The organism is Peribacillus kribbensis DSM 17871 (assembly GCF_000430765.1).
GTDB lineage: Bacteria > Bacillota > Bacilli > Bacillales > DSM-1321 > Paraperibacillus > Paraperibacillus kribbensis.
Map to the genome: position 1 here is coordinate 135,566 of NZ_AUMQ01000016.1, position 26,592 is coordinate 162,157.

At 42.4% G+C, this 26,592-nt stretch carries 21 protein-coding genes and 1 pseudogene; 6 read left to right on the forward strand and 16 right to left on the reverse strand.

Annotated elements, in window-relative coordinates; all coding sequences use genetic code 11:
• Window positions 1-13: 13 nt before the first annotated feature.
• On the reverse strand, window positions 14-1,183 hold the full coding sequence (locus H539_RS0100615; RefSeq protein WP_035321696.1) for an iron-containing alcohol dehydrogenase: 1,170 nt from the start codon (window positions 1,181-1,183) through the stop codon (window positions 14-16).
• Between the two features lie 134 nt (window positions 1,184-1,317).
• Complete coding sequence (locus H539_RS0100620; RefSeq protein WP_026691900.1) at window positions 1,318-1,959, reverse strand: GntR family transcriptional regulator; 642 nt, start codon at window positions 1,957-1,959, stop codon at window positions 1,318-1,320.
• A 253-nt stretch (window positions 1,960-2,212) separates the two neighbouring features.
• On the opposite strand from H539_RS0100620, the gene H539_RS0100625 reads away from it, so the two are divergent.
• Window positions 2,213-2,866 carry a GntR family transcriptional regulator gene (locus tag H539_RS0100625; RefSeq protein ID WP_026691901.1) on the forward strand — a complete coding sequence of 218 codons (654 nt, stop codon included), beginning with the start codon at window positions 2,213-2,215 and terminating at the stop codon, window positions 2,864-2,866.
• An 84-nt stretch (window positions 2,867-2,950) separates the two neighbouring features.
• Here H539_RS0100625 and H539_RS27425 read toward each other — a convergent pair whose 3' ends face one another.
• Window positions 2,951-4,273, reverse strand: a complete 1,323-nt coding sequence (locus H539_RS27425) for an MFS transporter (RefSeq protein ID WP_245602104.1) — start codon at window positions 4,271-4,273, stop codon at window positions 2,951-2,953.
• 220 nt (window positions 4,274-4,493) lie between these two features.
• Window positions 4,494-4,883: pseudogene (locus H539_RS32695) on the reverse strand (electron transfer flavoprotein subunit beta/FixA family protein).
• Between the two features lie 611 nt (window positions 4,884-5,494).
• Between H539_RS32695 and H539_RS0100635 the strand changes: the two are divergent.
• Together H539_RS0100635 and H539_RS0100640 are read left to right on the forward strand one after the other, a co-directional pair.
• Window positions 5,495-5,773 carry a hypothetical protein gene (locus tag H539_RS0100635; RefSeq protein ID WP_026691902.1) on the forward strand — a complete coding sequence of 93 codons (279 nt, stop codon included), beginning with the start codon at window positions 5,495-5,497 and terminating at the stop codon, window positions 5,771-5,773.
• A 342-nt stretch (window positions 5,774-6,115) separates the two neighbouring features.
• Complete coding sequence (locus tag H539_RS0100640) at window positions 6,116-7,960, forward strand: M6 family metalloprotease domain-containing protein (protein ID WP_026691903.1); 1,845 nt, start codon at window positions 6,116-6,118, stop codon at window positions 7,958-7,960.
• A gap of 796 nt (window positions 7,961-8,756) precedes the next feature.
• Here H539_RS0100640 and H539_RS0100650 read toward each other — a convergent pair.
• The 8 genes from H539_RS0100650 to H539_RS0100685 form a co-directional block, all read right to left on the reverse strand.
• A complete protein-coding gene (locus H539_RS0100650) occupies window positions 8,757-9,659 on the reverse strand; it encodes a dihydrodipicolinate synthase family protein (RefSeq protein WP_051348379.1) in 903 nt (300 codons plus the stop codon).
• Between the two features lie 320 nt (window positions 9,660-9,979).
• Window positions 9,980-10,747, reverse strand: coding sequence for an IclR family transcriptional regulator (locus H539_RS0100655; RefSeq protein ID WP_026691906.1), 768 nt, complete (start codon window positions 10,745-10,747; stop codon window positions 9,980-9,982).
• A 457-nt stretch (window positions 10,748-11,204) separates the two neighbouring features.
• The gene (locus H539_RS27430) at window positions 11,205-12,341 is read right to left on the reverse strand and encodes a glycoside hydrolase family 76 protein (protein WP_035321698.1); all 1,137 of its coding nucleotides are present in this window, start codon (window positions 12,339-12,341) and stop codon (window positions 11,205-11,207) included.
• Between the two features lie 106 nt (window positions 12,342-12,447).
• Complete coding sequence (locus tag H539_RS0100665; protein ID WP_026691907.1) at window positions 12,448-13,140, reverse strand: hypothetical protein; 693 nt, start codon at window positions 13,138-13,140, stop codon at window positions 12,448-12,450.
• Between the two features lie 21 nt (window positions 13,141-13,161).
• Window positions 13,162-16,272, reverse strand: coding sequence for an alpha-mannosidase (locus tag H539_RS0100670; protein WP_026691908.1), 3,111 nt, complete (start codon window positions 16,270-16,272; stop codon window positions 13,162-13,164).
• 25 nt (window positions 16,273-16,297) lie between these two features.
• Window positions 16,298-17,122 carry a carbohydrate ABC transporter permease gene (locus H539_RS0100675; RefSeq protein WP_026691909.1) on the reverse strand — a complete coding sequence of 275 codons (825 nt, stop codon included), beginning with the start codon at window positions 17,120-17,122 and terminating at the stop codon, window positions 16,298-16,300.
• Window positions 17,123-17,134: 12 nt separating this feature from the next.
• Window positions 17,135-18,055 carry a carbohydrate ABC transporter permease gene (locus H539_RS0100680; RefSeq protein WP_081415737.1) on the reverse strand — a complete coding sequence of 307 codons (921 nt, stop codon included), beginning with the start codon at window positions 18,053-18,055 and terminating at the stop codon, window positions 17,135-17,137.
• Window positions 18,056-18,117: 62 nt separating this feature from the next.
• Window positions 18,118-19,491 (reverse strand): extracellular solute-binding protein, encoded by a 1,374-nt coding sequence (locus H539_RS0100685; RefSeq protein ID WP_026691911.1) that lies wholly within the window; start codon window positions 19,489-19,491, stop codon window positions 18,118-18,120.
• A gap of 302 nt (window positions 19,492-19,793) precedes the next feature.
• Here H539_RS0100685 and H539_RS0100690 point away from each other — a divergent pair, with 302 nt between their 5' ends.
• Window positions 19,794-20,927, forward strand: a complete 1,134-nt coding sequence (locus H539_RS0100690; RefSeq protein WP_026691912.1) for a GntR family transcriptional regulator — start codon at window positions 19,794-19,796, stop codon at window positions 20,925-20,927.
• A 95-nt stretch (window positions 20,928-21,022) separates the two neighbouring features.
• Here the strand turns inward: H539_RS0100690 and H539_RS0100695 are convergent, their stop codons facing one another.
• From H539_RS0100695 to H539_RS0100710, 4 genes are all read right to left on the reverse strand, one after another.
• Entirely contained in the window at window positions 21,023-21,982 is a 960-nt protein-coding gene (locus H539_RS0100695; protein WP_026691913.1) for a LacI family DNA-binding transcriptional regulator, read from the reverse strand.
• Between the two features lie 942 nt (window positions 21,983-22,924).
• Complete coding sequence (locus H539_RS0100700; protein WP_245602105.1) at window positions 22,925-23,857, reverse strand: phytanoyl-CoA dioxygenase family protein; 933 nt, start codon at window positions 23,855-23,857, stop codon at window positions 22,925-22,927.
• Window positions 23,858-23,996: 139 nt separating this feature from the next.
• Window positions 23,997-24,143: a hypothetical protein gene (locus H539_RS31230; protein WP_155889907.1), complete on the reverse strand. Its 147-nt coding sequence runs from the start codon at window positions 24,141-24,143 to the stop codon at window positions 23,997-23,999.
• Between the two features lie 454 nt (window positions 24,144-24,597).
• Window positions 24,598-25,143, reverse strand: a complete 546-nt coding sequence (locus tag H539_RS0100710; RefSeq protein ID WP_026691915.1) for a GNAT family N-acetyltransferase — start codon at window positions 25,141-25,143, stop codon at window positions 24,598-24,600.
• A 329-nt stretch (window positions 25,144-25,472) separates the two neighbouring features.
• On the opposite strand from H539_RS0100710, the gene H539_RS0100715 reads away from it, so the two are divergent.
• Both H539_RS0100715 and H539_RS0100720 read left to right on the forward strand, forming a co-directional pair.
• Window positions 25,473-25,964 carry a DinB family protein gene (locus H539_RS0100715; RefSeq protein WP_026691916.1) on the forward strand — a complete coding sequence of 164 codons (492 nt, stop codon included), beginning with the start codon at window positions 25,473-25,475 and terminating at the stop codon, window positions 25,962-25,964.
• 228 nt (window positions 25,965-26,192) lie between these two features.
• Window positions 26,193-26,459, forward strand: coding sequence for a hypothetical protein (locus H539_RS0100720; protein WP_026691917.1), 267 nt, complete (start codon window positions 26,193-26,195; stop codon window positions 26,457-26,459).
• Window positions 26,460-26,592: the final 133 nt, after the last annotated feature.

Genomic DNA, 26,592 nt, shown 5'->3' on the forward strand with positions numbered 1-26,592 from the left:
CCCCTTCGCTTTTTTAAAGTGCTTTCTTTAGGAAACTTTTCAAATCTTCTACGGAGGTTACCTTAGGATTAGCTGCTGCCACTCCACTATCAAGCGCTTCCTGTGCAACGATTTGGATTTCTTCTGGAGATAAGCTGACATTGTTGGCTCCAAGTGTTGGTGGAATATCCAGGTCCGCTATAAGTGCTTTTACCGCATCAACAGAGCGTAAGGCTGCTTCTCTCGAGCTTAATCCCTCTACGTTCTCCCCTAGCAGAATAGCAATCTCTTTAAATTTCTCATGATTGGTGCTGGCATTGAATTCCATTACGACTGGAAGGAGGATGGAATTTGCTAACCCGTGCGGGATATTATACCGGCCTCCTAATGGATGGGACAAAGCATGGACGGCGGCTACCCTCCCCCATATAAATGCGGCTCCGGCCATTGTACTGGCCAGCATCATCTGTGAAGCCGCTTCCAAATCCGTGCGCCGTGCAACGAAAGGTCTGAGGTATTTACCAATAAGCCGGATAGCGTGTAATCCGAGGGCTTCAGTGATTGGCTGTGCTTGGTTCGACGTATAGGATTCAATCGCGTGACTTAGTGCGTCCATTCCCGTAATGGCGGCAAGGCCCCTCGGAAGCGTGGTGAGCAGCTGCGGGTCCAGGATGGCTGCTTTTGGATGCAGGTTCTGGCTGAGGATCCCCATTTTATATTTACGTTTGGAATCTTTCAGCACCATTGCATGGGTAACCTCGGAACCTGTTCCTGCAGTTGTCGGGATGGCAATGATGTCAGGTCCGCGATTAGGAAGTTTATTTTTTCCTTCATATCGGCTAAGGTCTCCAGGATTAGCGGCAGCCGCTGACACTCCTTTTGCGGTATCAATAGAACTTCCCCCGCCAATGCCGATTATGGAATCACATTTATTGTCTAAAAATATTTGTCTGACGGTATCCACTACTTCAAGTGTCGGATCAGGTTGGACCTCTTTAAAAACGGTGTAGCGAATTTCGCTGCTTGTTAAAATGTTTTCCAGTCGCTCCAGCAATCCGGAGTTAGCAATGCCTGGATCTGTAACAATCAGGACGTGCTGATAGTTTTGGGCCTTTAAAATTTCTGGGAGTTCATTAAGCTTTCCAACTCCGTAATGAATTTGAGTAAGCACGCCGAACTCAAATGAATCGATAAGCACGTTCATAAGTTCCATTCCTCCAGTTTAGGATTTTAATTATCTTATTATCGTTTATCGATAATACATTTTTAACTTATCACTTACTTTTTTGTTTGTCAAAACAAAATTATCAATTATCGATAATAAACTTATAACAGCCATTAAAAATTTCTGTTTTTTTCATAGTCAACGTGTTCCTTAAACGCATGTAAACAGCCATTTACATCATACATTTTAATAGCTGTTAAAATTGGCTCATGAATCGCTGCAACTTCAGAAAGATTAATAAAGTACGCCTGGCTTGTAAGATACCAAATTCGATTTAGTTTTGAGACCAAAGTCTCCCACACACTAAACATGAATTTATGGTGTGCCATCTCAAAAATTTTAGTATGGAAATGGATGTCCGCCGATCTTAAAGAACCCAAATCATTGGTTTCACCAGCTCGAACCATCTCATGGTAATAATGTTCAAGGGTCCTCAATTCTCCGTCTTTTATTCTTTCAAAAATTCTTTTAATGGCCAGTTCTTCCATCATAATACGGAAACTATATAAATCTTCCATTTCAACCGCAGAGATATTGGATACAAAAGTTCCTTTATATCGGATACTTACAACCAGTTCTTCTTCAGCGAGCTTTAATAATGCTTCACGAACAGGGGCTTGGCTCACGCCAAAGTTCTTTGCCACTTCCAATTCAAGGATCCTATCTCCCGGCCGGAGCGCACCTATAATGATCGAATCCCGCAAAACTTCGTGAATCTGATCTGAAAGGGATTTATTAACAATAGGATTCTTCATTTACTCCCCCAATTTATTCATTATTTCAGAATTTAAAAAATATATTATATATTATCGATAACATATAATCTATAATAACTCAGAAGTATGAAAATAGTCAAAAGATATTCGTAATTTATGGCGATTCTTTGTTCCTCTCCCTAACATACTTCCTTTTCCACAAATTAATTGAATAATCAACGCACTATGTGTTATTATTCAAGAATGTCGATTAACGATTATCGGTTATAATTGAGTGCAAAGGATGGATATAATGAAGAATTCCATTGTAAACAAAACGCTCTCAGAACAGATTTATGAAGCGTTACGGGAAAAAATTATTAAGGGTGAACTTCAACCCGGGGATCGAATCGTTGAATTAGAGGTAGCTAAGACCTATGGTGTCAGTCAAGCACCTGTACGTGAAGCGTTTTTAAAACTGGCTGAAGAGGATTTAGTGGTAACGCAGCGAAACAAAGGTACTTTTGTTTCAAATTTTTCAGCAGATGAAATAGATCAATTATATGATTTTCGCTTAATGCTGGAGGAATTCGCTATTAAACGATCTTTTGAAAAATTGAATGACGAAGATATAAAAGAATTGAAAAATTATTATAATCAAATGGTTCATGCCGGGGAAAACAATGATTTAGAAAAAATTCGGACCTCGGATGAAGACTTTCATACTAAAATATATAAAATGGCCGACCATAAATTCCTGGGTAGTGTTTGGGAAACGTTGTCCTCCAAACTAAGCCGAATATGGTACCTTAACAGTCAAGTGTATTTTACTGATCTATCTCAATTAGCCAGCATTCACGCCCCCATATTAACTGCTTTTGAAAACAGGGATTTGAAAGGATGCATTAAGGCTTTTCATGAACATGTTAACTATGAGCGCAGCCAAAGAGGAAAAAGTCCATCATAAAAAATCTCAATTATCACTAATTCATACAAAGTACAAGAAAAAAGCTGCCTCCGATGAACTTGAGGCAGCTATTTTTGGGCTTTACTATCTTGCATCCATTAGGCTTACATCCGTCTCCGGTTTCTGTTTCCGAAGCAAAACTTTATCAGGATTTAATGGTTCAATTTTCCCAAGTCCAAACAGGAATACCAATGCACCGCCGAAGGCGATGATAGAGGACAAAACAAGTGCAGGGACAAATGAATGGGTAGTGGCCACTACAAATCCTGTAATAATTGGGCCCAGAACTCCCCCCATATTTGAGCCAAAGTTTTCAATACCCGTCACGACCGATGCCATATTTTTAGGTGCAATGTCCCCTGGTAAAGCTAATATAGCTGCCGCCGCGATAACCAAACCGCAGTAGGAAATTGTCAAAAGAACAACACATATTACTGCAGAATGAACTATGGCTGAAAATCCTATTGTAGTAGCCAGTAACATCCCACCTACCAGATTTACCTTGCGGGCTGCAGTCAATGATAAACCTTTACTGTATAGATAGTCTGATAACCACCCGCCAAAAAGCTCTGCTACGATTGCCGCAAGTGGTGGAATCATAGCCACAAATCCCATGGTCATCAATTTCATACCTCTAGCCTGTACAAGATAGGTTGGCATCCATGTTATAAAGAAATAGATCGAATAGCTCAGCATAAAAAACCCGATTGTCATCATCCAAATATTGCGATAATAAAGGAGCTGATACCATTTGAGGGGTCTGACATTATCTAATCCATCATGTTTTACTTGACCTTCGCGGATGTAATTGAGTTCTTCCTTGTTGATATATTTGTGTTTTTCAGGGTCACGATAATACCAAAACCAAATCACAGCCCAAACTATTCCAATAGCGCCCGAAATAATAAATGGCAGCTCCCAGCTAAATTTAGTCATTAACCATACGACAAACGGCATAGTTACAGCAGTCCCTACTCTTGCTCCACTATCAAAGAACGCAGTAACTTTTACTCGTTCGTTATCACGAAACCATTTGGACGTTACACCAACGCTGCAAGGATAAACGGATGCCTCTCCAATTCCCATGAATACGCGTATTCCGATAAAAGACCCAACGCCTCTTCCAGCTGCCATAAAAGCCGTTGCCAAAGACCACCATGTAACCGCCAATGCAAATGTTATTCGCTGGCCAAACTTGTCGGCAAACCACCCTGATGGTATTTGAAATAAAGCATACGACCAAAAGAATGCTGATAAGATAATTCCCATTTCACCTGGGGTTATATGAAACTGTTTTGCCAGGACAGGGGCTGCAACTGATAAATTCGTACGATCCAAATAATTTATGACAGTTGCAGACCATAGCAATAATGCTACCACTCCACGTGCCTTCGTTCTTTTTTGCATATACGACACCATCCCCTATTATTTATTTTCACAAACATGAATATAAAAGCTTTACATTGAAACAGGAAGCACTATTTGAAGCGCTTTCATTTTAAGTTAAGAACTAACTAACTTATCCAAATTGATAAATATATAATCGATAATATAAATTAAAAGATATCATGGAGAGTGAAAATTCGCAATACTCTTTGGGGTATGTAATATTAAGTTATTTATAGGTTTAACTAGCCATAATGCTAACTATGGAAGTGATATGAGGAATCGAAAGTTCTTCAGCCAGCCGGACACCAACTTGTCCTGCTCCATTATCGATGGATTGGTTCCCAGTTAAGATGAGATCGAAACTTTAATCTTTTGCGTATGCAGCGATGAGTTTGGAGATGACAAACTCATTACCTTCAATCTCTTCAATTAAAACCGCATGATCGGCCCCCATTGTAAGCTCATGGCGTAATGCGCTTTCCGATTTTTCCTTGCCAATTGTTAAAACAGTAACTTGTCCCCCGTGCTCCTCTTTTAATCGAAGTGCCTCTTCAATGGCATATTCATCATAAGGATTAACTATCCATTGACTTGTTTCTTCAATTATCTCTCCTTCTTTAAGTTCAATTTTTTACTTCTGTATCAAAAGTTTGTTTAATACAGACTAAAAGGTTCATGTAATCACATCCTTTTTCTATTTTATGTTATTGATTATCGATTATATAAATGATATCATCAAGTTTTTATAATGTCAAAATATTATTTTTTTTCTGATAAATATTATTTCTCCATCTTTACTTTTAATAAATCGATTGGGTTTTCCAAGATTAGGTACCCTCTAACATAAATGTCTAAATTTGCTGAACAATAGATGATTGAAATGAAAAAAAGAGCCTATCCATCTTATGGAACAGGCTCATTTCTCAACGTTATTTTCTTTATCTTTCTTTCCTTTTAAATGTAAGTGTTGTTCTGGAACATAAACTGCTCAATTTTGTAACTAGTCTATCACTTGCATTAAAATTTTCAAACCGCCCCGTTGTTTGTGCCTTTTGCTATCTTTTCAAAAGAAGAACCTAGCACCTCTGCCAGCGCATGTAGGCGAGGTTAATCCTCTTCCTGCCTCTTTTTTGGTTATTTTTCGATAGTAAAAATGAAGTAATTTATTTTAATAACCAATAAAAGGAAAATTACGATGTTCTAACGAATATCTATATAAAATATCTAGTGAGGTGCAGCGTGATACATACAAAGATTTTGCTATGGATGGGTTCGATCAGTGCCATCATCGGTCTTATTCTGCTTTTTTCCAGCGTTTCTTTTGGTAATTCGATGGCAGTCAATTGGCTGACAGAACAAGGTGGATCAAGCCCTGAGGAATATAATATTGTGATGAAAAGCTATATCAATTCCTTTATCGTTTGTGGAGGGATTCTGTTCGCCTTCGGTCTTTTTATGAATGGTTTGGCTTACTTTACCTTTCTCATTAATAATGGGGACAAAAAACAACAGCTTTAAAACAGAGGGAAGGTTCTTGATCAATAGAACCTTCCCTCTTCTTTTGTTTCTTGACTCTTTCTGCGCTGCTCATCATTATTCGATACCCAAATGTTTCCTATCACGAAAGAAATTTTCTGCTTAATTCGACATAAACGAGTCTCTCAATTGGTAAATTCTAGGTTTTTTGTAAATCTATTGGACTACTAAGTTTGAGAATCGTGCAGTAATTTATTCCTTATGATGTTGTATTTTGTAAATTACTGTCTTTTCTCGACGACTAATCTTTATACCAGTTCACTAAATATTCTGATATATTCAAGTAGCAAGAAATATACTAGATAAATAGAGGGAGTGTCGAATGTGCTAAAAGTTCTATCAAAATCTGCTCTCGCGGTTGCGCTGGCTGGAAGTATTGGGTTTTCCGGAATTCATACTAGTGGAGCATCAGCGGTTAAACCTGCTGATCTTAAGGGAATAAGCCTTGCCGATTACGTAGGTGCATCACCTGAAATGGCGGCTAAAGCAAAGCAGCTTGGAAAGAGCCTGACAAAGGCGGATCCGGCTGAAAAGTTTGCTGAACAGCAAGGGACAAAATTTGAACAGGCAGGAAACAACCATGTAACACCTAAGCCGGCTGTCGGCGATATTCCTATGCTTGTTATTCTGGTTAAATATAAAGATGGCGATGAGCCTAAGGGTGATCCTGCGGGACAGGTCCCTGCAAAATATTTTGATGATCTGATTTTTGGTGATCATTATAATCCATATGATCTTGATGAGTTTAAGAAATATGCAGAATATAACGGTGAAAAAGCACCGACTGACAATACTATGCAGAATATCTACAAGGAATCAAGCTATGGCAAAGCCAAGCTAGTGAAAAAAGAAAATACAGACCTTGTTTGGGTAGAACTGCCGAAGGGCGCTTCGTATTACCTGGATCAGGATGGAAAATATGCGGAGAACGGCAAATATGTGAATGGCAATGTGAATGGAGACGCCCATATGGGTGAGCTTGTCACAGATGCCTTTAAAGCGGCTGACAGTGTGGTCGATTATTCGAAATATGCGGTAAAAGGACAGCTTCAGAACGTATTTATCGTCCATGAAGGATCAGGGGCCGAATGGAGCCAGGATCCGGCTCAGATCTGGTCCCATAAGTGGAATGCTTTAAGCGCTGCTTATTATGCGAAGTATTATGAGACAGGCTTTGCTACTCCGGATGTGAACAGAGATGGTACAGTATCCGATGCTGAAATGAATACATGGCAGGCCAAATTTATTCAAGAACATACACTTGATGGTGTATTAGTAAACAACTATAATGTCCAGCCGGAAATCGGCGGAAACGTAGCCGGTTATGACCTTGCAACAGACAGCTACAGCGATGCTGCGAAGACAGGCCCTTACCCAGGCCAGGCTGGTGTATTCTCTCACGAATTCGGCCATGCACTCGGACTGCCGGATTTATATGATACGGCTTATACGTCTGAAGGAGTTGGCAACTATTCCATGATGGCGGGCGGTTCCTGGATGCGCTATCCGGATGCCAACCAATATTCCGGCAACTCCCCAGTGAACTTTGATCCATATTCTAAAATGTTCCTTGGATGGGCATCGCCAATTAATGTTACGCCTGCTGATGGAGTAAAAACAATTACTCTTAAGCCGGTAAACAAAGCAAGTTCCAATGATGGAATTGTAAAAATGGAAGTACCGGGATCTAATGGAACAGAGTATTTCTTATTTGAAAATGTTCAGCAGGCAGGCTTCAATAAAGGTCTGATCCGCGAAGGCAAGGATGCTCACGGCCTAGTGGCATGGCATGTGGATGAAAATGTCATGAAGCAGTACGGCACTCCGAACAATGTGGAAAACTGGATGAACAAACGCTTCCAATCTAACCAATCCATCACTCTTAAAAATGGAACAGTCGTCAATCACTATGGCTTATCCGTGCTTCAGGCTGACGGCAAGTACGACCTGGAACACAACGTCAACCGCGGCGATGCAGGCGACTTCTTCAAAACCGGCAGCAGCATCACTCCGGTCTCAGGCAATGTTCACAGTGGCTCTTACTACTTCTGGAAAGGCTACAGTGCCACACCTGGGGATTCCGGTATTCATGTAACCAACATCAAAGAAAACAGTGATGGATCCGTTACAGCTAACTTCTTCTACAAAGCTACTGAGGCAGCAAAATAAATACAAGGAGAGAACCGCCGACCAGGCTGGTTCTCTTTTTTTCAGTCCGTACCGGAATCTCTGATTCTACAAGGTTACATATAAACCAGAAAACCATAAACGAATATAAAGATAACGATCAAAGGCACTCCGGCTAAAGAAATGAACCGCCATCTTCCCTTCCCTGCAAAAGCAAAGATGAGGGATATTCCGGTTATCATGAGGAGGATATTCGTCTCCTGCTGGCCAGTAAGCGGCCATACTCTTCCCCCGAAGAACCCAAATAACAAAGCCAGAATAAAAAACTTAACAGAAAGAATGCTAAAGCTTTCCCTCAGGAGGACCCCTCTTTTCATACGGTAATTTTACCAGATCCCATTGTGGAGAGTCTCTGTAACCTTCGGAACTATTGACAATGAGTTCCGGGCTGTATTCCTAACTGCTCGGAGCCTCATTTTTTCGGGAAATTCCATCTAAGGTGATTTACGCTCTCTTATTTGGTTTGCATAGCAAGCTCTGCTAACTATTATTGTTGAGAGACAAAATAAAAAAGGGACCATACCTATAGTGGTTTCCTAATTACTTTTCGTTTTAAGCACGTTTCCATTAATCTTTTAAAGAGCCAAGACGGTCAGAAGCAATCCTTTACATATTGTGAGAAATATGAAGGTCCTATATCGCTGGCTTGGTTTAAGGCGCCCAATCAAAGGTAAAGAGTTGGTTTATCCAGTAAAGAGACAAAAAGATTCATACGAACAATAGTTTCTTCTTTACTAAAAAATGGCCTGCGTAGGATTTTACGCGGCCATTTACCTTTTTAAACAAGGGTTAAATCAATTGCCTCTTCTATGATATTTTTAATATCTTGATATTGTTCTTCCGTTAATTGTACTGCCGGATCCTTTGTGTATGGAGAAATATCGAGTCCTTTAGCTTTTACTGAAGCTTTTATCCCGGTCACGAATAAATCAGTAGTATCATATAATTTCATTAAAGTTGATACTTGTTTACCGCACTTTTCCACCATATCAAAATCTTTATTTTCGTATGCCTCATGCAAAGTGGAGAATAACTTTGGCTCTACATTAGTCAATCCACTTAGGATCCCGTCTCCACCAGAAATACGGTTTACGATATAATATTCATCAAATCCAGATAGAACGGTAAAATCCGGTCTTTCCGATTTGACTTTTTGGAGGATTTTTCTTGTATGGCTAATATTATCGACTGTATCTTTAATGGAGACAATATTTTTATATTTTATCGCTAATTTATATACTAATTCCGGACTTAAATCAGTTCCTGTTCTAGCAGGAAAGTTGTATAACATAATTGGCATATCTACTGATTCAGCAATTTTCCCAAAAAATATTTCCGCAGTTTCTTCAGTTGGTCCAAAATAATAAGGCGAAATGACAACAAGGCCATCTGCGTTTGCATCCCTACAGTAATTCCCGAAGCTTATAACTTCTTCTTGGTTCGTTCCACCGACACCAACAAGCACTGGTACTCTCTTATTGACTTTTTCTACAGCAAAATCAACGAGCCGCTTTTTTTCTTCTATTGTAAATGCATAAAACTCACCAATACTGCCAAAGAACAGAATACCATTGATTCCATTATCAATTAAGTGGTTAATATGAGCTTCCATTTTTGGAAAATCAAACTTTCCGTCTTCTTTTAATATAGTTATACTTGGTGTAAAAATACCTTTAAACATGTTCATCTCATCCTTTTATTTTTTATTAGTGTGTAATATAAGAAAATTAGTAATGTAGAAGAGTGGCCACCTTTGAAGTAAATGAACCCGGATACTTTGCCAGGTTAGGGAAAAAGTATTTACTACTGCTCCCATAAAGAGTGGTACAACCATCAAGCCTCAAGGAATTTTTTCAACTGTCTTCATGATTTTCATTTAATAACCTCCTCGCCTTTTCACCTTATTAGCAAATTCGAGTTTATCTCCAATGTAAACCTTTTCATTTTACAGTTTGTTTTCCGCCAGATTTACTCTGGAGGAAAATCAACTCATCTTAATACTCAAGCAGGAGAAACAAAACCAGCTTTTAGTGAAATTCTTCTTGCTAAGTCGACAATTTCTCGCTCAGCTTGCTCTTGTTTCTTTTCAAAGTTATTTGAAAGCATGGTTACACTGACTGCAGCGATGATATCATTTTCATGATTTCTTATCGGCGCAGCAAGACAAATAAATCCCTCTACCGCTTCTTGGTATTCCTTTATGAATCCACTGTCATTTAAAGAAGTAATTTGCTCCCAAAGCTCCCTCAATGTTTTGACGGTATAGGGGGTTTTAGGTTCAAGTTTTTTTCCCAAATATAGTTCTTGCAGCTGTTCAAAACTATATTGAGATAAGTGGACTTTCCCCATAGCCGTAGCATGAGCAGGTAACTTCATTCCCGGATCAGTGGCAAGTCTGACAGGAGAGGTGCTGTCTTTCTTGGCTAAATACAGAATATCAGTCCCATCTAATAACGAGAGCTGCAAGGTTTCATTTAATCTTTTTACTGCTGAATCCGCTTCGATTGAAAACGTACCAATAAGATCAAATCGACCAAAATATAATGCGCTTAAAATTCCCATCCTCATTCCAAGAGAATATGTATCATCCCTTTCCTTTTGGATCCAGCCTAAAGATTCTAAGGTATTTAACATGGAGTACAGAGAGCTTTTATTGATACCTAGTTTTTTTGAAAGATCAATTAACCGGTATTCATTGGGGTGGTTTGCAATTATGGTTAAAATGTTGTCAGCTCTTTCTATGGCTGGAACCCAATACTTTTTATCCAATTTGATAACCCTTTCATTTTGGTTTATTATACTAAACCACGTTTATTTAACTAAACTAATTTTATCATTATTACATTAATCTGTATATTGAATTTTTTAAAAAATTTGAAAATAATAGAGTCGAATTAATCCATCAAGCTGGCGAATGGAACTGTTATCGATTACGAAATACTCAGAACGATATACAATGAGTTTCAAACTGGTTTCCGAATTACTCGGAACATATTCACAATGGGTTTTGAATCGGCTTCCGAACTGCTCGGAGGGTACATACAAGGGTTTCGAGTTGTATTCCGAACTGCTCGGAGGTATTTACAATGGGCTCCGAATAGGGTTCGAATTGCTCGGAACCATATATCGCCAACAAGAAGGCCCTCAATGCAAAGATGCAATGAGGGCTCTCGTATATCATTTATCCTGTTTCTATGATTCGGCTTTAAAGCCAAGTATCATTCTATTATTTTTTATAAGCTAAATTCGCATAAATCTCAACCATCGCAGCCTGCTCGATAAGCGGCACCGGCTTTTGTAGAACCCGCTGGTATAGACCGGTTTCCGGGTTTCGTACCGTATCCCACATCTTATCCGCATAGGCCTGGGCATATTTTCTATATTCATGGTTAGGCTTGACTGAATCCAATAGCTGCAGGTTTTCGAAGAAGATGGCGTTGAATTCTGGAGGATTCTTGTAGAGCTGGGTGTCGCCGTAATACTGGATGGACTTCTCTGCCAGATTCACTGCACGTTCCAGATACTTTTTATCCCCGGTTGTTTGATAGAACAGAGTGTTTGCTCCGATCATCATTCCCTGGTTGTAGGTCCATTGAGTTTTCTCGATATTGCCTTTCAGGTCAACATGGTCCCAATACAGGCCGTTTGGCGCAAGCATGGAGCCGTTGACCCAGTCATAGGCTTTCTTTGCCCAGTCAAAGTAATATTTGTCACCTGTAGTTTGATAAAGGTACAAACCGATCTGTGCCACCGGCGCATTGGAGATGGTATTCCGGTCCTGGCTCCATGGTGCCTGTGTCCAGAATATTCCGCCTGGATATGGATGCGATGAATCATTGTCCCACCCGAATACCTCCAGCTTAAAGATATCCTTGGCCCGTTTTAATGCGGACTGGTCACCTGTAAGGTGATACAGCTCTAAGAAATTTAGGGCGAGCCAGTCATTGTCATCATAAAATTTATCTCCGCCCTGGCCTACAGGAGGACGTATATACGAGTCATAACCGGCAGGATTGGTTTCATTATTCCAGTATAGCTTGAGGCCATCGAGACGTTGGTTTCTATCCAATAGGTACGCTTTTCCTATTTTCGGAAGCCTTGTTATATCGATCGTGGCAGCCATAGCCCGGGAGAACGGCCATACATAGGAATACGGATTCCCTCCTCCTCTTGGATATTCTTCTGTATAAAGCTTTGCACTGGGCTGATAGAAATACTTTTGCAGAGATTCATAGGATGCTATGGCTCTCATTGTGTTTTTCTTTTGGTGGGACGCTGCAAATGCTGATGTGCCAGGCGCTATCCATAGTGCTGCCATGACAGCCAGAGTAAGGGCTAACCAGGTTTTAAGAAATTTCGTCATACTTCTTCCTCCTCCTTTTATGGTTATGATGTTCTGTGGTGTGTTCAATTTGAATGGACATCACCCCCTTTATGGTCATAACAAAAGGTACAGGTCATTTCTTCACTCACAAAAAGAAGGGAGTCACCTCCCCCATTGTGTCTTTCTCTGAACCATTACACGGTGTCTGCACTTTCGTTATGGTCTTGAGACGCTTACTCTGAACCGTTTCCGGCCTAAGCACCCGCAGTTTTGGTCTTGAGACGTTCTCTCTGAACCACTTGCAGGCGGAGCAGCCTCCGTTATGGTCTTGAGACGCCTTCTCTGAACCATTTTCCAACGGAGCGCCCACTGTTTTGGTCTTGAGATGCCCTCTCTGAACCATTTTCCAGCGGAGCGCCCGCAGTTTTGGTCTTGAGATGCCTTCTCTGAACCATTTTCCAACGGAGCGCCCACTGTTTTGGTCTTGAGATTCCTTCTCTGAACCATTTTCCAGCGGAGCAGCCTCCGTTTTGGTCCTGAGACGCCTTCTCTGAACCGATTCCCAGTGTAGTGGCAAAAGTTTGGGTCTTGAGACGCCCTCTCTGTACCATTTCCCAGTGGAGCAGCCTCCATTTTGGTCTTGAAACGCCCTCTCTGTACCATTTCCCAGTGGAGCAGCCTCCATTTTGGTCTTGAAACGCCCTCTCTGTACCATTCCCCAGTGCATCAGCCTCAGTTTTGGTTTTAAGACGCCTTCTCTGAACCATTTTCCAGTGAAGCAGCCCTCATTTTGGTCCTGAGACGTATTCTCTAAACCATTTCTCAGTGACCCAACCATCTTCCGGGTCTAGATACCCTCCTATTTCAACTTCACCATAAACGTCTTAATCTCATAAGGCTTAATATCAAACGCAAAGCCCTTCTCTTCCTGAATCTCAGAAATGCTTCTCTCCATCAGATCGCATTCCTGCCAGGATTCAATACTCCTATCACTTCTGAGCTCCACTTTCCCACGGGCTCCGGCAAATTCATGCAGACGGATTATAAGGGCATCCTCATTCTCCGCTTTCTTCACAGCATCCACTATTACGTTCGAAGCTGAGACACTGAACAAGGAAACACTCTCTGTCTGTCCCTCCGCATAAGTCAAAGGATTATTGAGCTCCCAGGCATGGCGCACGGTATTTCCTTCATACCAGCTGCCTGCATGAGGAAGGAGCGAATAGGTGAACAGATGCTCGCCCTGATCTGCTTTAATATCCGGATAGGTAGCGGATTTCAACAGAGTCAATCGCATCACATTGTCCTTGATGTCATGGCCGTATTTGCAGTCATTCAGCAAGCTCACCCCGTAATCCCGCTCAGAGAGATCTGCCCACTGATGGCCGACCGTTTCAAACCGGGCATAATCCCAGCTTGTGTTCCAGTGGGTCGGGCGTTTTACGTTACCATATTGGATATCGTACGTGGCTTCTGTTGCCCGGATTTCCACCGGGAACGCCACTTTAAGGAGCTGGTCCTGCTCATGCCAGTCGACCTTCGTTTCAAAATCGATCCTCGGATTGTCAGCATACAAGGCCATTTTCTGGGAAATATTCGAGTTTGAATACGCCCATTTGAATTCCACCACACAGCGCACAGGCCCATTTTCGATCACCTGGACATCCTGCAGCTTGGAGATTTCCTTCATCTTTTCCTGATAGTACAGATCGATATCCCAGGCATCAAAGCGCATTGGCTTATCCTCGAACACCTGGAACACATTGCCGCGTGCTTTAGGCGCCAAGACATTCCGTTCATTCTTCTTATCAAAGACCCGGGTCAGCTGGCCGTTGTCATTCCATGAGATCTCATAATAATTGGTGGACACACTTTTTTCAGCTGTATGGAATGATGAGGCAGTTCCATTCGTACCCTGTTCATAGCGGATGGTGCTCTTTCCTAATGAAGGTACATCCGAAACCTTGACCAGCCATTCGCCGGCAGCCGTCTTCTGGGCTTCGAGTACGTCTCCCCTCTCATTCTTCCAAATCAATTCACCAGTCGCTTTTGTGTCGACTTTCACAAGATCGTTGCGCTTCCACGAAGATGAGTTATAAACTGTAATCGCGCTGCCTCCATCATTCTCAGCGATGGACTGGGAAGCGGCACTCCATGCACCCGCCGCAAGCTCATGCGCTTCGGCATACTCGAGCCTGCTGTCCTCATAGACCTCAGTGATCGAGGATCCTGGGATGATGTCATGGAACTGGTTCCGCAGGACAATTTTCCAGCTTTCCTCGAGATCTCGGGCCGGATAAGCAGACCAGGAACCCTTCACAATGCTGTTCAAGGCATTCAGCCACTCGGTTTCCCGCAGCAAAAGCTCCATTTTGCGGTTCATCCGTTTGTTGTAGGCCTGTGAAGTATACGTTCCGCGGTGGTACTCGAGATATAGCTCCCCATCCCAGAGGTGGACATATTGATCCGTGTTTTCGACCGTTTCATGCAGGCGCTGGAAGAATTCGTCCGCACGTCCTGTCTTCACAGCAGGCAGGCCAGGCATTTTATCGAGCTTTCGTCTCATCTCCAGCATTTCGCGGTTCACACCTCCCCCGCCGTCGCCATAGCCATAGGAAAGCAGGAGCTCCTGGTTCACGCCCTTATCACGGTACGCCTCCCAGATTCCTTTCACAGAACGAGGAGTGATCTGGCCATTGTATGTATAAAACCAGCGGTCATCCTCAGGGGTGGTGATGAAATGGGTCAGAATCTCCGTGCCGTCGATGCCTCTCCATTTGAAGGTGTCATGCGGCATGCGGTTGTACTGGCTCCAGCTGATTTTGGTGGTCATGAAGGTTTTGATGCCGGACTTGACCAGAATCTGCGGAAGGGCCCAGCTGTAGCCGAACACATCCGGAAGCCACAGGTATTCGCATTCCTTCCCGAAGTTCTCGCGGAAGAATTTGGTACCTAAAAGCAGCTGGCGCACGAGCGACTCCCCGGATGTCAGGTTGCAGTCGGCTTCGAGCCACATTCCGCCTTCTGTTTCCCAGCGTCCTTCCTTCACCCGCTTTTGGATTTGCTCGTAAATTTCCGGATAATCCGTTTTGATATAATCATATAATTGGGGCTGCGTCTGCAGGAACACATAATCCGGGTACTGCTCCATGAGGCGCAGGACAGTGGAAAAGGAGCGTGCCGCTTTTTCCCTTGTATGCTTCAGCCGCCACAGCCAGGCTACATCGATATGGGTGTGCCCGATGGCGGTCACGGTTACCGGGAAACTTTGGGGCATTTGCTCAATTTCTGCATTTAATAGAGACTGAGCTTCGTAAAGAGAATCATAGAAACGTTCAGAGCCAGCATTCGACCAATCCACTAATAGGAAGGCGCGGTCCAATGCGTTTAGGAGCGTCTGTCTCTCCGGCTGGTTTTCCTCGAGATACTTGACCGTTTCCAAACCTGCTTTTGCCGTGTAATACAGATCATCGGCCTTTTCATCGAGACAGGCGAAAAACGCCTTCTTCAATTGATGCTCCTGAAGCGTCGGCTGGCCTCCGCCTTCAAGACCTGACCAGAGCCTGAAGCAGAGCTCGATGCTTGTGCCGGCGAGGCTTCCATCGAGGAACACCTCCTGGTGGTTCATGTCCACTCCCTGATACGGCGTTCCGTTAACATACAACAGGGATTCGAATCCCGAGTTATTCCCTCCGCCTGTTTTTCCAAAGTCAAACACACCGACAATCTTCTGCTGGGCCCACTGCTCTGGGATGGAGACCTGAGTTTTCAACCAGATATATTGGTCGCGGCCTTCCCAGCGGTCGCGGACATTCATGGTTCCCCATTCCCCGCCTTCAGGCGGCCGTTCCGAAACGTTTCCTTCTGCATCCTCCAGGGCCTGAAAGGACTGAATCGGCTGGGCATTTCGATAGCGGTAGGAATCCAGCTCCTGTATACGTCGTTCTAATTTATCAAGTGTCCAAAACATATCAAGCACTCCTTTTATTTTGAGATTAGCCTTTAGATGCTCCGCCGAGGCTGAAGCCGGTACTCATGAACTTCTGTGAAAATATATATAAGATGACGGAAGGCATCGTATACACCATGGAAAACGCAGCGAGCTTTCCGTATTCGATCATCCCGAAGGTCCCGAAGAACTGGAAAATGGTGACCGAGGCGGGAAATTTGTCCGGTGTCTGAATGAGGATATATGGAACGAAAAAGTTCCCCCAGCTTCCGGAAAAAGTAAAGATGGCGACCGTGCAAATGCCGGGAATCATAAGCGGCGCGACCACCCTCCGCAGTCCTGCCCACACAGACGCACCGTCAATCCAGGCGGATTCCTCCAATTCCAGCGGAACACTGTCCATGAAGTTTTTCATCATCCAGATTGCATAAGGCAGGCCCGATGCCGTTAAAAACAGGATGGTTCCGATGAGGGAATCCTGCATATTCAGATAAATGAAGAGCTGGTAGACCGGCACCATCACCGCCGTGATTGGCAGGGCCGTCATGAACAGGATGGTATACATAAACGGCTTCTTGAATTTCAGGGCATATCGCGACAGGGGATAAGCGGCCATGATAGCGACCATTACCACAAGCACAGCCTGGCCAACCGAGATAAACAGCCCGATTCCAAACGAACGGAGATTAGCAGGATCCGTGAAAATCGATGTGAAGTTCGTGAGCGTAAAGGAGCTTGGCATTTTCAGGGATTGCTGGGCGTTGGGATCAAATGATGCGAATAATACCCATAAAAGTGGCAGGATAAACATGATCCCCAGGATCGTCAGAATGACATATGGAACGACTTTTTCGGTTTTATAACGGTTCATGAATATCCCTCCTTAGATTTCTGCCTTCATGGATCGCATATAAATCAAACTGGCTCCGATTCCGATCACAAGCAGGATCAGGGAAATCGCGGTCCCATAGCCCAGCTGGTAATTGACGAACGCCTGATTGTACATGAAGATCGGCAGCGTCTGGGTAGACGTACCCGGTCCTCCGCCGGTCATGGCGAAAATCAAGGTAAAGACGCCCAGTGTCTGCAGAGTTACGAGAATCATATTGGTCACGATCGATCCCTTTACCATCGGCAGGACGATGCGGAACAAAACCTGGAACTTATTCGCCCCATCCATGACAGCTGCCTCCTCGACACTTTTCGGTACATCGTCGAGGGCTGCCTGGAACACGAGCATCGAAAAGGCTGTTCCATGCCAGATATTCGCAATGACCACACTTACCATCGGGAAGGTATACATCCAGGTGACCGGCTTCATTCCGATATGCTGCAGAACCATATTGAGGGTGCCATTATCACTTAAGAAGGCCACCCAGCAAAACGCGACCACGATTTCCGGTGTCACCCAGCCGGCCAGGACGATGATGCCGATGATCCGGCGGAAGGTTTTGTTTTTCTCCTTCATTAGAACAGCGAGGATGAAGCCCAGCACCTGCTGGCCGATGACGGCAGAAAACAGAAGGAACACAATGGTTTTAACTACAGAGATCCGGAAATCAGGATCCTGGAACATGGTGACGAAGTTCTGAAATCCGATAAACTCTGTACTTTTTGCCTCCGTACCGGTCAGCGTTAGATTGGTAAAAGCAAAGTAAAAGGTCAGTAAGATCGGTCCTACAAAGAAAATTAGCAAGAGAATCCAGGCTGGCAGCAGGAACAGGACTGATTTCAGAAGAGTATGATCTCTCCTGGTTTTCTGCTTGATTGTGACGACTGGTGATACAGCTGTATTTGTACTCATTTCACACCCCGTCCTATAATTTTTAGCTGGAGGCTGCCTTTTCAGCGCAGCCTCCCCAACCTTTATTTTTCGATCACATTGTCAGCTCCGACAATTTTGGTTACATTGCTTTGATATTCCTTAGCTGCATCTTCTGGGGTGATTTTATCGGTGACGACTCCCTCGACAAGGGATTGAATCTGTGTGGATACAGTAGGATATTTATCGACTGCCGGACGGAAATGGGTGAAGCTCAAAAACTCCGTGGCTTCTTTAAACATCGGAATTTCCTGATAAGATGGATCTTTTGCGACATCATCACGAGGAGTCAGGTTTCGTTCTTTCTTAAGAAGTGACAGGTTGTTTTCCTTGCTGGAAGCTAATTTAATGAAGTCCCAGGCAGCGTCTTTATTATGAGAGTTTTTTGGGATGGAAAGTGCCCATCCCCCTGACATGGAGGTGGTTCCCGGTGCCTGGCCGTTCTGGGTCGGCATGGCGGCAAAACCTAAGGTTTTGAAGGCATCCGGCCACGGTGCGGAACCACTCTCGCCCCAGTTTCCTGTCTGCCAGAATCCGTCTAGCCCGATGGCAAGCTTCCCTTTAGGGAACATCTGCTGGTAAGCGACAGCGCCTCCCGACCCATTCAACACCTGGGAAAGACTTGGCCCCAGCTTTTTCTTATAAATCGTATCAATGAATTTGAAGGAATCGGTAAGGCCCTGGCCTTTCACGACCCATTTCTTGGAGTCATTATCATATAGAGGAGTGTCTGTGCCGGATAAGAGCATTTCAAATGTCTGCATGGAGGTTGCTTCCCCTGTCGCCTTTCCGGAGTTCATCCAGATCGGGGTCACGCCGGGAAGCTTATCTTTGATGGCTTGTGCGGCTTTTAAGATATCATCCCAGGACTTCGGCTCCCATGGAACGGGAAGTCCTGCTTTTTCAAAAAGATCCTTGTTGTACCAAAGTCCTCGGGAATCAGTGTTATAAGGCACTCCGTATGTTTTTCCGTCCTGGGCAATGACGCCCTTTTTCACGCTGTCATTATAATTGCTCCAGTCACTCCAGTCCTTGATTTTATCATCCAGAGGCTCCAGATAGCCGGCGCTCGCATCGGAGTTGACCATGAAGGTGTCCTCGGTCACGATGTCGGGTGCGGTGTTTTTGGATTTTAACATCAAAGCGACCTTGGCAAAATAATCTCCTTCCGAAACATTGAGCGGTGCCAGTTTCACATCCACCTTGGGATGGTCCTTCTCGTAGGCTGGAATGATCTCCTTATTGAGCCAGTCGGTCAGACCTTTATTCGTCCCTCCACCTGATCGGTATGTAATCTTGACGACCTGCTTCCCGCTGCTTTCGCTGGACGAGCTCTCATTCGAACACGCTGCACTCAGCAGCATACTGCCGCCAATGACGGATACAGCCGCGATTTTCGTGAACATCCTTTTTTTCATAACTCTCTCCCCTATACTTCATATTTTTTAAATACTGTAAGCGGTTACAAGCTGATATAAAAAAATAAGACCGATCCACTGCATTAGCTGTGATGATATGTTCTTAGCATAAATGGTATATTTGGTATATGTCAATATATTAATAGAAAATTTTAAATATTTGAGTAATATGTGTTTAAAGGATGCTATGGCTGTCCCAAACCGAAACTTTGTTGAAGGATTGTTCAAAGTATATTGTCGGAATATTTATGAAATGATATATTTGATATATCATTTAGGAGATTATTAGGATGTGAGGATAAGTGGAACTTCCATTATACGAAAAAATTTATCTGGACTTATTAAATCAGATTGAGACCGAGCAGCTAAAGCCCGGAGACCAGCTCCCCACGGAGAAGGAATTGGCGAGCCAGTATGGGGTCAGCCGGATTACCTCAAAAAAGGCGGTAGAAAAACTGGTCCAAATCGGGGCCATCGAAAGGATCCGCGGGAAAGGATCCTATGTATCAGACAGACTTCCGGACGTGAGTGCTTTTCGTAAAAAAAGCAGCTCTGCTCCGAGTGAATTCCCGGAAGATGAACCTAATGGCTTAATCGCCCTGATCATCCCCGACTTCTTCAAGGACAGCTTTGGCAGAAAAATCATGAAGAACATTGAAAAGCGCTGCGCTGAAAAAAATTACAGCTTAGTGGTGAAGCTGACGTATGGCAGCCAGGAGGAGGAAGACGAGGCGATCAATACGATGGTCCAGCTAGGGGTAAAAGGAATAATGATTTACCCGGTCAACGGCCAGCATTATACCGCCAGCATTCTGAGACTGGTCCTCGAGGGCTTTCCTCTTGTTTTAATCGACCGATATTTAAAGGGTATTCCCGTCTGCTCGGTTTATACGGACAACAAAAAGGCAGCCCAAAATCTGACTGAATTCCTGCTGACACAGGGTCATGACCATATTGCGTTTGTCTCGCCGCCCGAAGAAGACACTTCCTCCATCGAAGAAAGAATCCAGGGGTTTCAAGCTGCCTATCTCCAGAGAGGGATTGCCGTCAGTCCGGATCTGCTTGTGACAGAGATGTTCAGCACCCTCCCCACCTTTGAAAAATCTGATGAGTTTCAGGAAGACCTGATCAAACTGAGGAAGTTCATCGAGGAAAATGCCCATGTGACCGCCTTCATCGCCTGCGAATATGAAATCGCCTGCGTCCTCGCACATGTCCTCAAATCCCTCGGGAACTCGATTCCAGCCGATTATGCCATCGCCTGCTTCGACCATCCCGGCTGGTTTTATAATGATATGATCTTCACACATATCAAGCAGGATGAAGCGGGAATTGCGGTCAAATCCGTAGACTTGCTTTTAAAACAAATCAACGGGGAGACTGTACCTGTTAAGAATATGGTAGAGTTCAAGCTTGTGGAGGGGAATACGGTATAATCAGACCTTGGTTCTTTAAAATAAATGGAGAAGATCTAATTAGCCCATGCAAAATAGCTTGAGGATATGGTTCCTCAAGCTTGCAGTGCAGAATCTTAGACCGTTCCTCTTTCAATCAGGTTTACTGGTAACTCCATAGTCGATATGTTATCAGTCATTGCTTGTAAAAAGAGATTCCTCCCCATCTCTACAAGAGGAATCTCTATGGTTGTAATATTCATCATTTTGGCGATGGGTTCATTATCAAAGCCGATGATGGCCATTTCGTCCGGAATAGAAATCTCCATCTGTTCACAACGGATCACAATCCCTGCAGCCACTTGGTCACTCGTAACCAATAGGGCTGATGGCGGTGAATCCATTTCTTTTATTTCATTGACAACCTTCTCACCATCCTCAAAATACAAACAATTATCGATAATATATTCAGGATGATAGGGAAGCCTGTATTTCTTATGGAAATCCTTATAGGCCAGGCTTCGATTCTCACTGTTTGTCCCCGATCTTCTGCCAATACAATATCCAATTTTCCTATGCCCCTTTTGATATAAATACTCGAGGGCTTCAAAAAAGATCTTATAATGGTTGACAAAAGTTTTAGATATCTTCATTCCTTCAGCGCTTTCGCATAATACGATAGAGCCGTAGTGCAAATGCCCTTGAATGGTGGATAAGTCACTGGTTCTAGAACAAATAATTAACGAATCAATCTGCTTTTGCTTGAGCATTTGCAATGCTTCCATTTCCCTGCTTTCGCTATAATCAGTCTGTATCAATACCAATTTATAGTTATATTGCAGAGCTTGACTGGCAATTCCCTTTAATAATAAAGCAAAATACGGATGATCTGAAAACGGAATGGCCACACCCATCAACTGGGTTTTCCCTGTACTTAAGTGAACGGCATTTAGATTTTTATTATAATTAGTGGCTCTGACAGCCTCTAAAACCGCATTCTTTTTTTCCTCACTGACATAGGGGTGATGATTTAAAACTCTTGAAACAGTCGTTACAGAGACCCCAGCCATCTTTGCCAAGTCTTTAATATTTGTCATGTTCTCACCTTTATAATAACTCACAAACGAAAGTTGATCTTAACAATTAAGAAACAGCCCATACTGCTCTTTATCCATATCCTATAGTAGAGGCACAATCACCCTGCTATTTAGTAATCTACTATAAGTTCACTATTTGAATCCTTCCGCTAAAATCTTAATTCCTATACATCCACAGTGCCAAATGATAAGAATCCTGTCAACCGGTTTCTTTCATCCTATTTATTTTGGTTGAATAGTTTTCCGGCAGTCGGATTTAGTAGAAAAAAAATCATCAAAGAAATCGATTGAATGAACTTCTATTTTTTGCTCAGATGCGTTTAAACAAACGTAAGCGGCAAAATAAATAACAAGGCAAAGAAATAACAATTCAAACATACCAATCACTCTCTCTTCATTATTTTTTCTGAGTGTAATTTATGAAACGCGTTTCATGTCAAACACAAAATCGATTGGTTGTGTAATGCAGCTTACTGTTGAAACTGATTTCATCACGCAGTGATACTAAGAATGTGATGTAGCGCAGGGCGATGCCAGCCCGACAATAATATGGCGGACTCGTTAACACTATGGCGGTTTAATGGAAACAATAAAAGAATGCTGCTGCAGCCTTCATTTGTAGAGAAATTAGAGGAGATTAAAGAATAATTAACCATTTTTCAACAGGCTCTTTTCGATAATGGGGATACTATAAAATCATTTATAGTGAGCAGGTACCTGACAAAATGCACAGGTATGCTCCCACTATTTTTGTGGCAGCTTTTGAATATGAGGAACGTTTAGCAGGCTTACACCTTGCTTTATATGGTTCTTACAGACGACGATCAATAAAAATCCCCCTCACATCGAAAGGACTATTTTCTGTTTTGGTTACGGTCTCCTACCGATAGGGAGTAATTCTCGGTAAGAGACCCGGGCTGCCTGTCTTACAGAATACTCATATTACCATTTCTTCAGTCCAAGCAGCTTCTCACCTAATTCGGTCAGCTCGGCTCTTGTATATTTCAATTGTTCCAAGTTCCGTGGATCTCCTGGGAAAGCATCGCCTTTTGGTGGTATACGCTCCCTCCATGAAGCTATTCGTTCTTCACGAAGGTCTTCATTATCCTCCTGAGCGGGAAACATGGAAATATATTGTGCGATTCGTGGGCTTTCAGAATAATTCGGACGTATTCCATGGGGCTGCATGGAATTAAAGATTAACAAATCCCCAGCTTTTTGTACGATTCTAGTTGGCTCATACCCAGTCGTGTCTGGGTGATACGGATCTCGATCCTCAGGCTGCGATTTCACCCATTCCGGAAAATCACGGTACAATTCAGGAATACATTGGAACCCTCCCATTTCTTCGGAGGTATCCACTAGCGATAAAACTCCCTGGACATTTTGTGGAAGTGGAGTCTGGCTGGTATCAACATCCCAATGAATAAATCCTCCATGTGAATGTTTATCTTTTTTGGGCATATTTAAGTTACAGCGATCAATACTGGTCCATAACTCTTCAATTCCCCAGATGTCCACAAACGCATCATACACTCGCGCATACATTCGGTTATCCCATAAATATTGATGATTATACAGCTCTACCATTCCTGTTCCCTCAAGTTCTTTCATTTTCATTTCTGTCCGTGGAGAGGTATACCAGGTGGATGGATCACTCGGATCCTTTTCCTCAAACTCCCATATCAGGCTCTTTAACCTTTCAATGTTTTCCTTAGGAATGGCGTTCCGGATAATGACGTATCCATTCTCCCTCCAGAATTTCCAGTCCTCTTCGCTTAAAACGCGTAATGGCTCATTGTTCGGCCGCGTGTTTAGCGGCTGACTAATTTTTAATGAATCATGATTCCCCTTGTTTTTAACTTCCATACTCATATTTCTACTTCCTTTCTCACTCATATTTTTGCTTTTGAAAAGGCTTACAACCTTTGTGGAATAACCATAATTTATGAAACCAGTTTCAGGTCAATCGAATTTTTTATTTTTTTAAAAATTTACTAGAGTAAGATTGCCATCAGTCCGGCTCCAAATGTTTAAGTTCATCGAGGTAATTTCTCATGTGACCGCCTTCATCCCCTGCTTCGACCATCCCCGCTGGTTTTGTAACGATATGATCTTCATACATATCAAGCAGGGTGAAGCCGGAATTGCGGTCTTTCAAAACAAATCAACGGGGAATCCGAGCCTGTTAAGAAATGATAGAGTTCAAGCTTGTGGAGGAGATTACGGTCTAAAGAAGCATGAAAAAGGAATGAGCGCATGGGCTAATTCCTTTTTACATGCATAGTTTTGATTTTCTAGTTCAAATAATGAACCAAAGGCAAATAACAATCACAATCATTTGGATTAAATATCCCGGATATCTATCAACCTGATTTCCATTTAGGATAAGATAAATGATGTGTGGGATCGAATAAAATACAATGTAGGCGATGATTAGATATTCATATCATTTCACTTGCTTAAACTTATTTTTCAATTTGTTTCTCCTGATCTCTGTGACTATTCCTTTTATGATAGCAGACTGGGATATTGACCAGCCTGAATAAAACCTGTCGTAAACAGCTACCTAAAACAAAGACATCCAAATCTTTAATAAGATTAGCAGTTTCTTGTTACTCGAAAACCTTATACCAATATAAGGTAGTTCCAATATTCGAATTATATGACTGCTTTAATGTGTCAACTCCGCCTAGAACAAAACCTTGTTTCACATAAAATCTGCATGCGCCAAGATTATCATCCTGGGCTTCCAGGGACATTCCTATAAGTCTACTTTGTTTTGCCCACTCTTCTGCTTCCGATAAGAGCAGCTTTCCAATTCCATATCTTCTATATTCTTTTTTTATAGCAATATTTTCGATATAACAGAAGCGATTCCACTCCTTAACTATTCTTATTTGTCCTATGCAAGTATGATCAATAAACGCTAAAAACAACATTTTATCTTCGAGGTTTATATATTGGCTCCAATCAAGATGATCATCTGGAAATCGAATTTCCCTGGTTTCATCAAATAGAATTTCTTCATATGACCATTTTCCGGATTGTAAACTAGGGACAACTCTGCCAAACACTTTAAAATAATCATTTGTTTGGTTGATATCTTTAATTAATTCATCTTTTAAAGGAGAAATAATGAATTTACCTTCCATATTCATTTTTCCACACCTACCTTTCACATTTTATCCAAGCAGCCTAACTACTGCCCTCCGTACGGTGCAATACCTATTCCATTAAGGAAGTAAGTAACTGCAAGTTCCAATACTATTCAGTCTATAGTATTCGTTACTTTAAATAAATACAGGAATAAAGATGGTTTAGTTACATAAAAAACAAGTATCTGTTGGGATTAGGATATTACGAGGCAGTTAAGACAAAATATGATAAACTAAAATTATTAGAATATTCGGAACTAAAAGCATATTCAGCTAAACTTAGTTTAATAACGATCGACAACACGCCGTTAATGAATTGGAGGTAATAGAAAATGGAAGTAAGGACGCTTTTATTACAACAATGGACAAGCTGCTTAGATAAAGAAGACTGGTTTCCGCCGCTTGAAAACGTGCTCGAGGATATTACATTTGAACAGGCAATTTGGAAACCCATGGAGGGTGCACATTCCATTTGGGAGTTAGTTTGTCATTTACTTTTTTATGAAAAGAGAATTCTGATGCGATTTCTTGGTGAAACAGCGAATGAACCACAGGCTGAGAATAATGAATCTACATTTCGATTACCAACATTGACGTCAGAAAATTGGATGGAAACAATTCAAGAATACTTTTATGTTCATCGGGAACTTGAAAAAACACTGGCACATTCAGATCAAGAAGATTTGTATAGAGTGATCCCACGAGAAGATCATTCATTAGTGCATGAACTGAAGAGTCTTGCCATGCACGATGCTTATCATATTGGGCAAATCGTATTCCTAAGTAAAATGCAGGGAGCTTGGGCAGAGAAACGCAGATTTTAAAAGCCCATTAGCTTCTTCTGTTCCGAATTGAATGATAAAGGGGGACTTTCTTAAATAGAAAGTCCCCTTTTATTTATTAAACTGGCCAATCCTAGGGCCAGCAAGATGGTGAAAGTAAGAAACACCAAGCTTCAGGCCTGCCTTTGCGACCTAAATCGATTTTCAATCGTTCACTTCTATTAGAGAATATGTTAACATGGTTTTAGAAAATTTTTACAGGAGACTGGAATGAAAAAACCCTTATTGATGATTCTCATTCTCTTGAACCTTAGCTATCTTGCCTTGTTTCTTATCAAAGGAGTATCCGCATTTTTGTGGCATGCGATCTGGCTTTTCCCTATAGCTTTAGGTATAGGAATTTCCCTCCTTACCTTGATCAGGATGAGAAAAGAAACCAGTTATAATGTAAATTTATCTATAGCTGTTCTGTCCTTAAGCATTTGGACTCTTGGAACCATGGGATTCAGCTACTTTCTCGCGCATATGATGGGATGAAAAAGGTTTGAAAGAGAGTGATAGAGATTACACAACAAAAATCATAACCAGGCAGCTGAAAAATCTTGAGCGTAGTTGATATGTAAAATCTGATTAATCACAGAGACAGGAGTAAAACTTTATGCTAAGAAAC

Excerpts from the sequence above, each read along its gene's own strand:
- H539_RS0100685 (WP_026691911.1), bottom strand. The coding sequence starts at position 19,491 with ATGAAAAAAAGGATGTTCACGAAAATCGCGGCTGTATCCGTCATTGGC.
- H539_RS0100620 (WP_026691900.1), bottom strand. The coding sequence starts at position 1,959 with ATGAAGAATCCTATTGTTAATAAATCCCTTTCAGATCAGATTCACGAA.
- H539_RS0100695 (WP_026691913.1), bottom strand. The coding sequence starts at position 21,982 with ATGACAAATATTAAAGACTTGGCAAAGATGGCTGGGGTCTCTGTAACG.
- H539_RS0100700 (WP_245602105.1), bottom strand. The coding sequence starts at position 23,857 with ATGAGTATGGAAGTTAAAAACAAGGGGAATCATGATTCATTAAAAATT.
- H539_RS0100710 (WP_026691915.1), bottom strand. The coding sequence starts at position 25,143 with ATGAATATGGAAGGTAAATTCATTATTTCTCCTTTAAAAGATGAATTA.
- H539_RS0100715 (WP_026691916.1), top strand. The coding sequence starts at position 25,473 with ATGGAAGTAAGGACGCTTTTATTACAACAATGGACAAGCTGCTTAGAT.
- H539_RS27430 (WP_035321698.1), bottom strand. The coding sequence starts at position 12,341 with ATGACGAAATTTCTTAAAACCTGGTTAGCCCTTACTCTGGCTGTCATG.
- H539_RS0100670 (WP_026691908.1), bottom strand. The coding sequence starts at position 16,272 with ATGTTTTGGACACTTGATAAATTAGAACGACGTATACAGGAGCTGGAT.
- H539_RS27425 (WP_245602104.1), bottom strand. The coding sequence starts at position 4,273 with ATGCAAAAAAGAACGAAGGCACGTGGAGTGGTAGCATTATTGCTATGG.
- H539_RS0100675 (WP_026691909.1), bottom strand. The coding sequence starts at position 17,122 with ATGAACCGTTATAAAACCGAAAAAGTCGTTCCATATGTCATTCTGACG.
- H539_RS0100665 (WP_026691907.1), bottom strand. The coding sequence starts at position 13,140 with ATGGTTGGGTCACTGAGAAATGGTTTAGAGAATACGTCTCAGGACCAA.
- H539_RS0100615 (WP_035321696.1), bottom strand. The coding sequence starts at position 1,183 with ATGAACGTGCTTATCGATTCATTTGAGTTCGGCGTGCTTACTCAAATT.
- H539_RS0100680 (WP_081415737.1), bottom strand. The coding sequence starts at position 18,055 with ATGAGTACAAATACAGCTGTATCACCAGTCGTCACAATCAAGCAGAAA.
- H539_RS0100625 (WP_026691901.1), top strand. The coding sequence starts at position 2,213 with ATGAAGAATTCCATTGTAAACAAAACGCTCTCAGAACAGATTTATGAA.
- H539_RS0100720 (WP_026691917.1), top strand. The coding sequence starts at position 26,193 with ATGAAAAAACCCTTATTGATGATTCTCATTCTCTTGAACCTTAGCTAT.
- H539_RS0100650 (WP_051348379.1), bottom strand. The coding sequence starts at position 9,659 with ATGTTTAAAGGTATTTTTACACCAAGTATAACTATATTAAAAGAAGAC.